This window comes from Aromatoleum aromaticum EbN1 (assembly GCF_000025965.1).
GTDB lineage: Bacteria > Pseudomonadota > Gammaproteobacteria > Burkholderiales > Rhodocyclaceae > Aromatoleum > Aromatoleum aromaticum.
Genome location: NC_006513.1, coordinates 3,326,539 through 3,340,527 on the forward strand (window position 1 = coordinate 3,326,539; position 13,989 = coordinate 3,340,527).

At 66.1% G+C, this 13,989-nt stretch carries 10 protein-coding genes; 4 read left to right on the plus strand and 6 right to left on the minus strand.

The genetic code is table 11. From position 1 onward, the window contains the following. Window positions 1–406: 406 nt before the first annotated feature. On the minus strand, window positions 407–676 hold the full coding sequence (locus tag EBN1_RS15860) for a hypothetical protein (protein WP_157866630.1): 270 nt from the start codon (window positions 674–676) through the stop codon (window positions 407–409). 465 nt (window positions 677–1,141) lie between these two features. Between EBN1_RS15860 and EBN1_RS15865 the strand changes: the two genes are divergently transcribed. Further along, the gene (locus EBN1_RS15865) at window positions 1,142–3,160 is read left to right on the plus strand and encodes a PhoX family protein (RefSeq protein ID WP_011238980.1); all 2,019 of its coding nucleotides are present in this window, start codon (window positions 1,142–1,144) and stop codon (window positions 3,158–3,160) included. A gap of 1,396 nt (window positions 3,161–4,556) precedes the next feature. Here EBN1_RS15865 and EBN1_RS15870 read toward each other — a convergent pair. The 5 genes from EBN1_RS15870 to EBN1_RS15890 all read right to left on the minus strand — a co-directional run bounded on the left by EBN1_RS15870 (window position 4,557) and on the right by EBN1_RS15890 (window position 10,994). Then, window positions 4,557–5,525: a LysR family transcriptional regulator gene (locus EBN1_RS15870; RefSeq protein WP_011238985.1), complete on the minus strand. Its 969-nt coding sequence runs from the start codon at window positions 5,523–5,525 to the stop codon at window positions 4,557–4,559. 179 nt (window positions 5,526–5,704) lie between these two features. Continuing rightward, a complete protein-coding gene (locus tag EBN1_RS15875; RefSeq protein WP_011238986.1) occupies window positions 5,705–7,843 on the minus strand; it encodes an acetate--CoA ligase family protein in 2,139 nt (712 codons plus the stop codon). A 48-nt stretch (window positions 7,844–7,891) separates the two neighbouring features. After that, the gene (locus EBN1_RS15880) at window positions 7,892–9,085 is read right to left on the minus strand and encodes an FAD-dependent monooxygenase (protein ID WP_011238987.1); all 1,194 of its coding nucleotides are present in this window, start codon (window positions 9,083–9,085) and stop codon (window positions 7,892–7,894) included. Continuing rightward, entirely contained in the window at window positions 9,082–10,092 is a 1,011-nt protein-coding gene (locus EBN1_RS15885) for a cupin domain-containing protein (protein WP_011238988.1), read from the minus strand. The genes EBN1_RS15880 and EBN1_RS15885 overlap by 4 nt, the downstream gene beginning before the upstream one ends. A gap of 17 nt (window positions 10,093–10,109) precedes the next feature. Further along, complete coding sequence (locus EBN1_RS15890; RefSeq protein ID WP_011238989.1) at window positions 10,110–10,994, minus strand: fumarylacetoacetate hydrolase family protein; 885 nt, start codon at window positions 10,992–10,994, stop codon at window positions 10,110–10,112. Window positions 10,995–11,373: 379 nt separating this feature from the next. Between EBN1_RS15890 and EBN1_RS15895 the strand changes: the two genes are divergently transcribed. From EBN1_RS15895 to EBN1_RS15905, 3 genes are all read left to right on the plus strand, one after another. Further along, window positions 11,374–12,174: a crotonase/enoyl-CoA hydratase family protein gene (locus EBN1_RS15895; RefSeq protein ID WP_011238990.1), complete on the plus strand. Its 801-nt coding sequence runs from the start codon at window positions 11,374–11,376 to the stop codon at window positions 12,172–12,174. After that, entirely contained in the window at window positions 12,171–13,502 is a 1,332-nt protein-coding gene (locus EBN1_RS15900; protein ID WP_011238991.1) for a 3-hydroxyacyl-CoA dehydrogenase, read from the plus strand. The genes EBN1_RS15895 and EBN1_RS15900 overlap by 4 nt, the downstream gene beginning before the upstream one ends. An 88-nt stretch (window positions 13,503–13,590) precedes the next feature. Next, a complete protein-coding gene (locus EBN1_RS15905) occupies window positions 13,591–13,989 on the plus strand; it encodes a MoaD/ThiS family protein (protein WP_011238992.1) in 399 nt (132 codons plus the stop codon).

A 13,989-nucleotide genomic window follows, 5' to 3' on the forward strand; every position in this document is an offset into this window, starting at 1 on the left:
GCGTTCGAATGGGTATCCGCAATAATTGGGTTCAATGTTCGCCGTATGGTGACGATTCGCCTTTGTTCCGGGGAGGACCGCGTGGAGCGCGGTCGTTCCGTCCAATTGGGGAGCGACTACCTCGACTCGCCTGGCGTGCGCGCTGCAATGCGAGGAGTAGCAACGCACCCCACCCGAGCCGGCTGCCAAGAGAGGGCCAAAACACGCGCACGCTCTGGCGTATCAGGCCACTCCTTGCGCGGTCGCGATACGGGCGGCATCCGGCTGCCCCGGATAAATCCAGCCATCGACGAACACCTCATCGATGGTTCGTTGCAGACCGAAGAATCTCCACCTCATTGGCGCTCCCGGCTGTCTGCAATGACTGACTTTGCCCACCCTATCAGCAGAACATGGCAATCTCGTTTCAGTAGTTGGTCATCGGGCGGGCCCGTCCCCGACGCATGAAGCGGGCAACGGGCCTGGTCGGCGGTGGGGTGCAGTTGTACGATGCGTCGGGGCGTCGTGGACAAGGTCGGCTTTTCCTTGGTGCAGTGAGCCCGTTCAGCGGATTGGGCGGGACCACCGGCACGAAGCCCTGTTGCTGCGCCAGCTCTCGCGTGGCGTTGTCCACGTAGGCATTGTCCATCAGCAGCGCCACTTCGCCGGCCTCTTGCTGCCCCATCGCCTGGATCAACTGCCGACCTTCAGGAGCGTCGCCCGCCTGCCCCGGGCGTGAGCCCCTTCACGCCCGACATGAACGGCGGCCACATCCCGAGGCCCGACACGCGAACTTGAAATGCAGCTGCCCGATCGGTGGATCGCGTGACCAGCGAGGAGGCGCCCCAAATCGACACTGCAGATCGAGGGTCTGCTGGCGATGGCATACAGCCATCGGGACGAACTGGGCGCCTCCGGTGAGCCAAGCCCCGGCCAGAGGGGTGCGATCGCTCCTCGGCTTCCCGCGTCAGCCCAATCACGACGTGGCGCAGCAGCGCAGGCGCCCGATCTATCCGTGGGATGACCTTAGGGCGCGGCCCAAGGCGAGACTGCTCTTTGGGTGCGCTGCCTCACACCTTCCCCTCCATCTGGCGTTCATGTTCGTGAAACCTGATTTGCTCAGAATGCGCTCGCCTACAAAAAACCCAACGGAGAGCAACACGTGGACCAAGACCGTCATGACGACCTGCCGGACAACCTGTCCGACAACCAGCACTTCCAGGATGTGGTCGAGCGCGTGGTGTCGCGCCGCGGCTTCTTGAAAAACGGCATCGGCCTGGGCGCCGCCGCTTTTCCCGCCGGGCCTCTCAGCGCCTTCGCCAAACCCGCTGGTACCCCTGCCCTCCACCAGAAGACCCCGACGATCGGCTTCACCCCGATGGCTGTGTCCTCCGGAGACGCAGTCGTCGTCCCGTCGGGCTACCGCGCGCAGGTTCTCGCACGCTGGGGCGAAGCGCTCTTCGCCGACTCGCCGGAATGGCTGCCCGACGGGTCCAATACCGGCGAGGATCAGGCCCGCCAGATCGGCGACAACCATGATGGCATGCATTTCTTCCCCCTCAACGGTCAGTCGAGCAAGGAAGGCCTGCTTGTCGTGAACCACGAGTACACCAACTACGAGTACCTGTTCGCGCCTGAACCCGGCCAGCCTTATCTCGAGCCCTGGACGCTGGACAAGGTGCGTAAGGCGCAGCACGCGCACGGCGTGTCGGTGCTACACATCGACCAAAAGAGCGGCAAATGGGAAATCGTCAGGGACTCGAAGTACAACCGGCGCATCACGGGCAACACGCCGATGGCGATTTCCGGGCCCGCGTCCGGCCACCCGCTGATGCGCACGAGCGCCGATCCGGAGGGCGTGGAGGTATTGGGCACACTGAACAACTGTGCCAACGGGTTCACGCCCTGGGGCACCTATCTGGCCTGTGAGGAGAACTTCCAGGGATACTTCGGCACGACGTCGGGCATCGACGCCCGCGACGACGTGATGAGGCGCTATGGGGTCTCGCCGCTCGGTTCAGGCTACCGCTGGGAAGAACACGACGACCGCTTCGACTACGTGAAGGAGCCCAACGAGAGCAATTGCTTCGGATGGATCGTGGAAATCGACCCGTTCGATCCCGACTCCGTGCCGGTCAAGCACACCGCGCTCGGCCGCATCAAGCACGAGAACGCCGCACTGACCGTGGCCGGCACTGGCCGCGTGGTGGTGTATATGGGTGACGACCAGACCAATGACTATATCTACAAGTACGTTTCGGATGATCGCTTCATCCCCGGCAGGAAGACCGCCAACAGCGAGTTGCTCGACCACGGCAGGCTGTACGTGGCGAAATTCTCCGACGGTGCTGTCTCGGGCGACTTCATCGGCACGGGGGAGTGGATACTGCTCGACAAGCACGCGAACCCGATTCTCGCCGCCGACCCGCGCTTCGTCGACCAGGGCGAGCTGCTGATCAAGACCCGTCTGGCCGCGGACGCGGTAGGTGCCACCAAGATGGATCGCCCCGAGTGGATCACCGTTCATCCCGGCAGTGGCGAGGTTTATTGCACGCTCACCAACAACAGCGGACGTGCAGCCGCCAACATCGACGACGCCAATCCCCGTGCGGCCAATTCCTGGGGACAGATCGTGCGCTGGCGCGAAGACGGTGACGCGGCGGAGGCCACTACTTTCGAATGGGATCTATTCGTCGTCGCGGGAAACCCGATCGCCTTCCCCGAGCGCGCCGACCTGCGCTCCGGTTCGGAGCAGATCACCGCCGACAACACTTTCAACAGTCCGGACGGACTCGGCTTCGACAGCGAGGGTCGCCTGTGGATCCAGACCGACGGGAACTTCAGCAACACGGGCAACTATCTCGGCCAGGGTAACAACCAGATGCTGTGCGCCGATCCTCAGAGCGGCGAAATCAGACGGTTTCTCGTGGGCCCGTCCGGCTGCGAAATCACCGGTATCGCCTGGACTCCGGACCTCAAGACGATGTTCGTCAACGTCCAGCATCCTGGTGAAGTGGGCAACCATCCGAATCGTCCGGTCCTCCCGACCGGCGTGTCCATGGATGAATACATGGCCGCCAATCCGCTGGCGTTCAGCCAGTGGCCTGAAGCTGCCGGCGGTCGCCCGCGTTCCGCGACCGTTGTGATCACCAAGGAAGACGGCGGGGTGATCGGTACCTGATACGACGTCGTCCCGGTCATCGCGCTCGTCGAGGCGGTTCGGGCACGAAATCGGCCGGCGCATTGCGCATTGATTCGAATGATGCGCCGGCCATTCCTCCGGGGGTCCTGTCGCCGCCCGCTCCACGTTCGTCACCTTCTCGCGCGCTCGCCATTACTCGATCAGGTCGAGTTGACCGTTGTGGGGTTGCGTACGGAAGCGCGCTGAGCAAAATGTCGTTAGGACATTTCGCGGTCCGCCGTTTCAATTCGCCGTGTTGTTCGAGCCCGAAAGAGTAGGCTAGAGTGGCCGAGCAAGACGCAGCGGCCGGTGAAATCGTTCTCGTGTCCGCTTGCACGCTAGCCGCCGAAGTAGGAGAGCGCGTAGCGATGGCCCAGGCTCGACACAACACCTGCACAAAGCGGAGATACGCGGCATCAAGAGGCGCCGAAAAGTGGCAGCCCGAGTGGCAACGGCCCTGAAACCCGCGCCAATACTGGCAATCCCACGGCCTGCAAAGCCGTGTACATCGGTTCGATTACGGTTCGCGCCTCCAAAAGAATCAAAGACTTAAACCCGCTGCGGCGGGTTTTTTTATTACTTCGGCATGAGTGGCAAAGCGGTTTTGCCACTCCGGAGTAAAGCGGAATAAAGCGGTATGTCAGCGGCCAAGTTGGCCGTGGACGCGAGTTCATCATGCCCACGCAGCGACCGCGTTGTGAGGCTCAGAAGTTCGTCGCTCGGCGCAAGGGCACGCTGTCGCCGACGCGCGACGTTGATGTCTGTACATTTCCTTGGTCGGCGCGTCGACCTGGGGTTGGTGGTGACGCTGGATTCTGCTCGGCATGTCGATGCGGGGGGGCGACGCCTGGGGGCATTCGGCTGCGCATGCTTCGAGCCGCCGCTGGCGACCGAGCGGATCTCCGCCAGCCTGCTCGAACCCTTTTTCGGCGATCCCGAAGCCGTGATGATGTGCCTTCTGGTGTTCCTGAGCCTGCTCACGGTGGGGGCAAGCGCGTTGCGTAAGGGGCGTCGATCTCAAGCCGAAGATGCGCATAGCCGACTCGTCCGAGGGTTCGCAGTCTTCACTCCCCGTCGCGGTGCCGGCGACGCTGCCCGTCCGGGATATCTTTTTGAGCGCTCATGTCGATTCGCCCCAGGGTGGTCACTGGGCGCGCTTGGGCTTCTCGATCATCGGCCTCTTGCAGGGGGCGCTGACCGGGGCGAAATCGTATGGGCGCCCCGTCGATGACCTGCTCTATGGCGTGCTTGCGATACGGTGGTGGGCGCGCCTCCCTTCCGCCGACGGGCAAACTCCTTAAACTGGCCGCCCGTATCGACCCCAGCATGTGTGATGATTCCGAAATGTCCCGTGCCGAGTTGCTCGGAGCGGCCGGTTGCAGAGGCGATCGCCTGCTCAGGGCCGGCTGGCGGCTTCGCTGACGATACGCCGGGCATTGGGCCAGGAGCCGTTGTCGAGCAGCAGTTCCAGCTCCTGCTTGACGATTTCGTTGACTCGATCGATAGCCGCTGCCCCGCTGTTCTTGCGCGCCCGCACCAAATACATCTTCCAATTGACCAGCGGCGACGCGAACGGAATCGCGACGACGTGCTCCGATTCGACCGCTTCGCTCCAGGTCGTGCTCCGGCTGAAAACCGTCACCCCCATGCCGCGCTTGAGCAGGCCGTAGATCACGTTGATGCCGTCGGTCTCGTAGATGATGTTCGGCCGCAGGCCCTGACCCGCCGCGAGGCGGTCGATCAGCACGCGTACGACGTCGGGCTTGCGCGGCAGGATCAGCGGCAGCGTCGCCAGGTCGGCCAGCGCGCAGCACTCGGGCACCGGGCGCCCGAACTGCGCTTCCACGACATCGGCCGAGGCGAACAGGTACAGCGGTTCGACCAGAAACGGCTCGACCGAAAACCCCGCTCCGAGATCGGCGTTGTAGGTCATCGCCAGGTCCGCCTCGCCGCGCATCAGCCAGCCATGCACATTGGCGTTGGTGCCTTCGAGCACCTGCACGTCGACCAGCGGCAGCTCCCTGCGGCAACGTTCGATGACCGGTGGCGCGAGCAGACCGCAGGTGCGCTGCGGCAGTGCGACGCACACCTTGCCGGTCGGCAGCTGCACGAAGGACGACAGGTTGCGCTCGAGGTCGAGCAGCTCATCGACGAGCCGCTGGGCGCGCACGAGGAAGGCCTGGCCGACCGCGGTCAGCACCACGCCGCGTGCGCGTCGTTCCAGCAGCGCCGTGCCGAGCCGCGTCTCCAGCCGGCGCACACGCTTGCTCAGCGCCGACTGGGCGACGCACAGGTCCGCTGCCGCCCGCGCGAAGCTGCCATTTCGGGCAACGGCGACGAATGTCTTCAAATCCTCGAAAACCAAGATGATCCCCTTCCGGTGAGCTTCCGCTTCCGCCCGATATCGGGCAGTGGCGGGGCCGCCACGGCCCGCGCGGGCCAGGAGGCTTGCGGGCAGTGCGGGAACGGGGAAATCATCGCATCAAAACAAGATAATCCCCACATCCCGACGGAAGGCTTCGTCCTCGCCACGGCACGGTGGTCTTACCGCCTGTCGTCCTTCGACTCGCAGACGATCAGCGCGTCGAGTGCGAGCACGCTCCCCGGGTAGGCCACCAGCGGGTTGATGTCGATCTCGCGGATCTCGGGCATCGTGCGCATCAGCGCGCCGACCGTCGCGACCGCACGGGCGAGCGCGCGCTTATCGACCGGCGGCTGGCCGCGCAAACCGTCGAGCATCGCGGCGGCCTTCAGTTTGCCCAGTTCACGCACGATGTGGGCCTCGTCGGCGTCGGCCGGCAGCAGGCGCACGTCCTTCAGCACCTCGATCCAGATGCCGCCGAGGCCGACCAGCACGATCGGGCCCCACTGCGGGTCGCGCCGCGCACCGACCACGAGTTCGAGGCCACGGGCGCCCATCTTCTCGACCAGGATGCCGTCGAGCACGAGATCGGGCCGCGCGCGTGCGACATCGTCCTGCATGCGTGTCCACGCCGCGCGCAGGCCCGCTTCATCGCCGATGTTGACGATCACTCCGCCGACATCGCTCTTGTGCGGCAACGCGCTGGCCTGCGCCTTCAGCACCACTGGCCAGCCCAGCCCGGTGGCGATGCGCACCGCTTCGTCGACGTCGCGCGCGAGCGCGCCCGGCGGCGTGGGCAGTCCGGCCTGCGCGAGCCATGCCTTGCCGCGGTATTCGGCGATCACGCCGCCTTCGGGGAAAGCGCTCGGGGGATGAGACAGTGCCGGCAGCACTGCCGGTGCCGCGGCCTCGCGGCGCTGCTCGAGCGCCAAGCCATAGCGGTTGACGAGTGCCATCGCGCGCATCGCGCGATCCGGCGAGCGGAAGAACGGCACGCCGCTCGTCCGTACGGCGTCGGCGAGCACCGGGTGCAGCGGGCCGTCGTCGCCCATGATCACCAGCGCCGCGGGTTTGTCCGCCCGCGCCACCGCCGGCACCATGTGCTCGGCCTTGTCGCGCTGGCCGAGCGCGGAGCCCGCCATCTGGGCGACGATGACGCCGCCGCAGTTCGGGTCCGCGACGACGACGTCGATCACCGTGCCCATCAGCGCCGGGTCGCGCATCGACACCGTCGTGTAATCGAGCGGGTTCTCGCTGACTGCGTAGCCGGGCAGGATCGTCTGCAGTTTCTCCACCGTGCCGTGGGTGAACGCGGGGAATTCGAGGCCGAGGTCCTGGCCGAGGTCGAGCGCAACGTTCTTCATTGCCCCCGAGCCGGTGACGAAGGCAAGCCCCGCAGCCGACGGTTGCGGGTGGCGCAGCAGCAGCGGGATGACGTCGAACAGTTCGTCGAGCGTCGTCGCGACGATCACCGCCTCGGCGCCGAGCAGGGCGCTGGCGGTCGCGTAGTCGCCGGTGAGCGCGCCGGTGTGCGACTGCGCCGCTTCGCGCGCCCGTTCGCTGCGGCCGATCATCGTCAGCACGATCGGTTTGCCGGCGGCCCGCGCGCGGCCCGCCAGCTCGAGGAAGCGCAGCGGCTGGCGCACCTGTTCGGCATAGACGGCGATGACGCATGTATTGACGTCGGCGATGAAGTACTCGACGTAGTCTTCGAGGCTCAGCACCGCCTCGTTGCCGGTCGACACCGAATGGGTGATCGGCAGGCCGCGGCCGATCATCGCCTCGCGGATGTTGTTGGCCATCGCGCCGCTCTGCGCGACGATCGACACGCCGGGCACGTCCGACGACGGATATGGCTCGATCGATTCGAAGGTCAGCGGGATGCCGGCGCGAAAATTGGTCAACCCCATGCAGTTGGGGCCGGCTAGTGCGATGCCGGCGGCCCGTGCCGCCGCTGCGAGCGCCTCCTGCCGGGCCTCGCCTTCCGGCCCCGCTTCGGCGTAGCCGGACGCGAACACGACCACGGCGCCGACCCCGCGCGCACCGCAAGCCTGCACTGTGCCGAGCACGGCGGCCTCGGGCACCGTCAGCACCGCGACATCGATGCCGTGCGGCAGCTGGTCGACAGTTTGCACGCACGCGCGGCCGTTCACTTCGGGGCTGTTACGGCTGACGAGGTGGATGTCGCCGCGGTAGCCGAAGCGTTCGAGATTGCCGAGCACGACACCGCCGAGCGAACGCGCGTCCGCCGACACGCCGATAATGGCGATCGAAGCGGGCTGGAGCAGACGCGCGACGAGAGCAGGGCTGGGATGGTTCACTGAGACACCTCTGGCAGGAAGGAGGGACGTGTTTCCATGAAGCGTATGTCAGATCTCGACGCCAGCGGCGTCGTAGGTGAACAGCCAGTCGTAGCGGTCGCTGATCGCCTGCGACTGCCATTCGCGCGACACGAAGACCTCGGCGCCTTGCGGCGTTGCGAGCTCCGGATTGTGGAAGCGCGAAGTGTTCTCCGCTGCGCCGCGCACCATGCGGTGGGCGCGCGGCCGGCGCACCTCGTCGTAGCGGCGCAGCGCGTCCGGCACGTCGGCGTATTTCTCGAGGCAGCGGGCGAGCACCACCGCGTCCTCGATCGCATGGACCGCCCCCTGGGCGAGGAACGGCAGCGTCGGGTGGCACGCGTCGCCGAGCAGCGTCGCGCGCCCCCGCGTCCACGTGTCGAGGAAGCGGCGTCCGCACAGCGCCCACTTCGTTACCGAAGGCGCCTGGCGCAGCATCGTGTGGATGTCGTCATGCCAGCCGGCGAAGGCGGCGGCGCATTCCTCGCGCGAGGCCGGCGCGCTCCACGGCGGCGCAGCCCACGTGTTGCCTTCCGTCGTGCCGACGAAGTTCATGATCCTCCCGCCCTGCACCGGGTAATGCACGAGGTGCCCGCCGGGCCCGACCCAGTTGACGGCGACGCTGCGGCTGAAGTGTTCCGGCAGCGCCTCCATCGGGATCAGCGCCCGCCACGCGACCATGCCGGAGAACAGCGTCTCGTCGGCGCCGAACAGCGCGGGCCGGATCCGCGTGTGCACGCCGTCGGCACCGATCATCACATCGCCGCGGATCTTGCGGCCGTCGGCCAGCTCCAGCACCACGCCGTCGGCGGTCTCGCCCACGCCGATGCTGCGCGCGCCGAGGTGGAGCGCATCGGGTTTCAGGCGCCGCACTTCGTCGCCGAGTACGCGCAACAGGTCGGGGCGGAATACCGTCATGTACGGGAAGCCGTACTTGCGCACCGCCTCGTCCCCGAGATCGAACAGCTTCCAGGTCTTGCCGGTGTTCCACAGGCGGATCTCCTTGCCGTCGGCACCGCACGACAGCGCCTGCAGCGCTTCGAACACGCCGAGCGCGTCCAGCGCGCGGTTGCCGTTCGGGCTGATCTGGATGCCCGCGCCGATCTCGCGCAGTTCGCCCGCCTGTTCGTAGATCTCGACGTCGAAGCCGCGCTGGAGCAGCGCGATGGCCGCCGCCAGTCCGCCGATGCCGCCACCGGCGATCAATACCTTGGATTTGCTCATGACTCGAATGCCTCGTCCGATGGATGGGAATGTTCCGGGGCTTCCGGCCGTGCTCCTTCCCGGTAGAAACCGAGCTTGCGCAGCACCGGCTCGTCGCAGACTTCGAGCAACACCGCGTCCTCGTGTGCGCGGATCTCGTAAGGGCTCCAGCTCGGCACCGCGATCACGTCGCCGCGCGCCCATTGCGCAGTCAGTTCGCCGATGCGCGCCGTGCCTCGCCCGGCGACGACGGCGAAGACGCGGCTCGCGGTGTTGCGCCCGAAATCGCGGCCGGTGCCTGCGGCGAACTTCAACAGGCTGATGTCGACGGTCGGAATGTGCTGCGCGGTCTCCAGCGTCAGCCGCTGCACGCCATCGTCGCCCGGCGCTGCCGCGAGCGCCGGCAGCGTGCGCTGCGGCGGGAAGTAGAACGGATGCCCGGCGGGTTCGGCGACGACTTTCTGGCTGCGGTCGGGATGATCTTCGAAGAACATCGGTTCGAGCAGGTGTACCAGCGGCACATCGAGCACGTCGATCCAGTACGCGCTCGCTTCGCCCTCGTTGTAATGGCTGTGCCAGCAGCCGCCGGGAGTCAGCAGGAAGTCGCCGGTGCGCATCGGCAGCTTGATGCCGTCGACGACCGTGTAGCAACCCGGCCCGGCGTCGAGGATCAGGCGCATCGCGTTCGGCGTGTGGCGGTGGGCGCGGGCATATTCGCCCGGCTTGATCATCTGGAAGGCCACCACGAGCGTGCGCACCGTGTCGTAGTCGTTGTCGCCGACCGGGTTGAACAGCAGGTAGTTGCGCCGCTCGGCCAGATCGGTGCCGATCCAGCGCCCGGCCTGATCGAGCGCGGCACGGCCGACGTCGTAGCGCCAGTGCAGCGGGCGGAATTCCGTGCGCGGCTCCTTCCACAGCGAGGGCCGCTTCTTGTGCCAGCCCGGCGTCATGCGCAATGACGCGACAACCGGATAGAGCTCGTCGAGGCCGGTGGTCGCCAGCAGCTGTTCAATGACAGGTTCGCTCATCGTCTCCTCCTTGTCCGTCATTGTGCGCGAACGAATTCGTAAGGCTGCGCGAACACGACATTGGCCCCGCGCGTGCCTTGTACGACCGGGATCGACATGCGCCCGACGCGGGCGACCTCGATCGTCACCACGTCGCCGGCGACCACGCGCCCGACCCCGGCGGGAGTGCCGGTGGCGATCAGGTCCCCGGGGTACAGCGTCGAGGCCGACGAGGCGATCGACACCATCTGCGGGATGTCGACGATCAGGTCGCGCGTATTTGCCTGCTGGCGCAATTCGTCATTGACCCACAGCTTCATGTCGATGTCGGCGGGGTCGGGTACCTCGTCGGCGGTGACGATCCAGGGCCCCACCGGCGTGAAGGTGTCATAGGACTTGCGGAACACGCGTTCTTCCTTGCCGCGCACCGTCATGTCGAGCAGGCAGGCGTAGCCGAGCACGTGCTCCAGCGCGCGCTCAGGCGGGATCTGGCGTCCCTCCTTGCCGATCACCAGCGCGATCTCGCATTCGTGGTGGATCTCCCGGCCGGGCAGTGCGGGCAGTTCGATGACGTCGGCGGCGCCGACGAGCGAGGAATTGGATTTGAGGAAATAGCCCTGGATGCTGGCGAGCCCGCGCGAGGCCATTTCCTTCGCATGGTCGTGATAATTCACCGGATAGGCCATCAGCTTGTTCGGCCACGGCACGGGGGTTTCGAGCCGCACCGTCTCGATCGGCTCGCCCGGTTCGGTATCGAGCAGCGCCTGCAGACGCGGCCTGAGTGCCTCGAAATCGCGGATCAGGCGGTTGATGCCGACCGGCGGCCAATCGGCCGGCGAGGAGGTGCACAGATCGCTGACGTCGACGACCTTGCGCCCGTCGCTGATCCCGACATGACCGCCATTGAATCGAAGGATCTTCATAGCTCTCCTTGTTTGCGCTGGGTGGTGGAAGCGGCAAGCCGTCGTGGGGCACGCCGTCATTGTTTGTAGCCGTAGTTAAACATCTGGCGCGGCGCCCGGAAATGCGCATCCGGAGATCCGAGCCATCTCGAAAAGTGAACGCACTTGGCGACCTTCGCCCGGAACAATCCGAGGTGAGGCATGCCGGGCCTGTGGAAACCGAAACCAGCGTTCTCAATGCGAGATCGGAGCAGTCTCGACATGCCTCTATGTGCAACGGTCGCCGGAGTGATGTGATGAAACAGGCGAACTGCGGTGACGGCAATGCGGGCAATGCGTCCGTGCCCGCCTCGGATCACCCGGCACCGAAATGGATGTCACTTACGGAGAGGCCCCATTCATGACTGAAGATTACGTCACCTACCGGCTCGAAGGCGCGATTGCGCTGGTCGGGTTGAACCGTCCGGAAAAGCGCAATGCGATCAACGAAACGGTGATTTCCCAACTGCGTGACGCCGTGCTGCGCGCGCACGAGGAGGCCGATGTCGGCGTGCTCCACGCACACGGTCCGAATTTCTCCGCCGGCCTCGATCTCGCGGAGGCGCTCGCGCGTGCGACCGGACAACCGCCGCGCAAGCGCCGGCGGCATTCGTGGCATGAGGTCTTCGACCTCGTCGCACGCGGCCCGATTCCGTGGGTGGCGGCGCTGCAGGGGGCGGTCGTCGGCGGCGGGCTGGAGCTCGCGACCGCGGCCCACGTGCGCGTGTGTGACGAGTCCGCGTTCTTCGGCCTGCCCGAGGGTCAGCGCGGCATCTTCGTCGGCGGCGGCGGCACCGTGCGCATCCAGCGTGTCGTCGGCTACAGCGCGATGACCGACATGATGCTGACCGGCCGCCTGCTCGATGCGGCCGAGGCCGAGCGGGCGAATCTCGTGCGCTACGTCGTGCCCGCCGGCCAGGCGCTGGACAAGGCGATGGAACTCGCGGCGAAGGTCGCGTCGAACACGCCCGACACCAACTGGAAGATCGTCAACGTGCTGCCACGCGTCAATGATCTGTCGCACGACGACGGCCTGTTCATGGAGTACCTGACCTTGAGCATGCCCCGTCCGCCCGAAGCGGCCCAGCGCCTGCGCGACTTTCTCGAGGCCCGCGCGACGCCGCTCGTTCCGTCGTCGCATCAATCCGGAGAGGCCTCATGACGACGATTGCTTCCGTCAGCGACGCCGCGCGTGAGCAGGCTCTGGCCTACGTCGACGGCGCGCGGCGCGACGCGGCGCGGATCCCCGACATTCCGGCCGACACGCCGCTGCGTCCAATCCGCCGCGTCGGCGTGATCGGCGCCGGCACGATGGGCGGCGGCATCGCGATGTCGTTCGCCAATGTCGGCATTCCGGTTACCGTGTGCGACACCGACGGCGCCGCGCTGGAGCGCGGCCTCGAGCGGGTGCGCAGGAATTACGAGTTCAGCGTCGCGCGCGGACGCCTCGATGCCGCGACGATGGCGGCGCGGCTCGCGCTGATCCGCGCTGCCGTCGACCTGCAGGATCTGAAGGACGCCGACCTGGTGATCGAGGCGGTGTTCGAGGACATGGCGCTGAAACAGGACATTTTTCGCAAGCTCGATGCCATCGTTCACCCCGACGCGATCCTCGCGACGAACACTTCGGGGCTGGACATCGACGAGATCGCCGTCGTCACGCGGCGGCCGCAGGACGTGGTCGGCGCGCACTTCTTCAGCCCCGCGCACGTGCAGAAGTTGCTCGAGGTGGTGCGCGGCGCGCGCACTGCGCCGGAAGTCATCGCCACGCTGATGAGCCTGGGCCGGCGCATGGGCAAGGTGTCGGTGCTGTCGCGCATTTATCCCGGCTTCATCGGCAACGCGCTGTTCCGCCAGTACGTCCGCGAGGCACACTTCCTGGTCGAGGAAGGCGCGCTGCCGCACGAGGTCGACAGCGCGCTGGGACGCTTCGGCTACGCGATGGGCGTGTTCGCGGTGCACGACATGGCCGGCAATGATGTCGGCTGGCAGATGCGTAAGGCGCAGATGGCCACCCGCCCGAGGGACCGGCGCTGGAACGACCTGATCCTGGAACTGTGCGACATGGGCCGCCTGGGACAGAAGTCCGGCAAGGGCTGGTATCGCTACGAGAACGGCGACCGTACGCCGCGGCGCGACCCGGAGATCGAGCGCTACATCGTCGAACGCTCGGCGCACCTCGGCATCGAGCGCCGGCCGATCGGCGAAGACGAAATCATCAAGCGCTGCCTCTACGGCATGATCAACGAAGGCGCGAAGCTGCTCGAACAGGGTATCGCGCTGCGCGCGAGCGACATCGACATCGTTTTCGTCACCGGTTACGGTTTTCCGGCCGAGCGCGGCGGACCGATGTACTACGCCGATCAGGTTGGACTTGCCGGAATCTTCGCTGACGTGAAGCAATTTCATACTCGCCACGGAGCTTGGTGGACGCCTTCCCCCTTGCTCGAACGCTTGGCCGCGAGCGGAAAGAAGTTCGCGGAGCTGTAACCCAGTCCTGGAAGGCAGCTGCCTTGACAGTCCGTGGAGGTGGGTGTAATTTAAATCATCATACGTCTGATGATATGGACAAAAACCGATGAATATCCGTTGGGATGCAGTGGTCGATTGCCAGTCCCGGACCGCAGAAGTACCGGGCCGTGCGGTTTCTGGCGCGGTCGTTGGAGCCGTCAGGCACGCCGCGGTCGCGACGGTCAATGTGTGGTTGTACGGGACGTTGGCGGGCAGTGCGACAGAACGCCCGCTCCGGTTGCAGATTGCGGACCGGCTGTCGACCAATGCAGTGATCCGCGAACTCGGACAGCGCTTGGGTGAGGAGTTTCTGGGGCACGTGGTCGATGCCAAGGGCCGCAAGTTCGACCACTGCCGGATTTTTGTTGACGGTTCCGAGGTGGACAACCCCGAGCTTCCGGTGCATCAGGGGCCCGGGCCGGCAACAGTGGAAATGATTCTGCTCACCGCGATCGAGGGAGGTTAA

Bases quoted from the DNA above. Each gene is read 5' to 3' on its own strand.
- EBN1_RS15880 (WP_011238987.1), bottom strand. From the start codon at position 9,085: ATGAGCAAATCCAAGGTATTGATCGCCGGTGGCGGCATCGGCGGACTG.
- EBN1_RS15885 (WP_011238988.1), bottom strand. From the start codon at position 10,092: ATGAGCGAACCTGTCATTGAACAGCTGCTGGCGACCACCGGCCTCGAC.
- EBN1_RS15890 (WP_011238989.1), bottom strand. From the start codon at position 10,994: ATGAAGATCCTTCGATTCAATGGCGGTCATGTCGGGATCAGCGACGGG.
- EBN1_RS15895 (WP_011238990.1), top strand. From the start codon at position 11,374: ATGACTGAAGATTACGTCACCTACCGGCTCGAAGGCGCGATTGCGCTG.
- EBN1_RS15900 (WP_011238991.1), top strand. From the start codon at position 12,171: ATGACGACGATTGCTTCCGTCAGCGACGCCGCGCGTGAGCAGGCTCTG.
- EBN1_RS15905 (WP_011238992.1), top strand. From the start codon at position 13,591: ATGAATATCCGTTGGGATGCAGTGGTCGATTGCCAGTCCCGGACCGCA.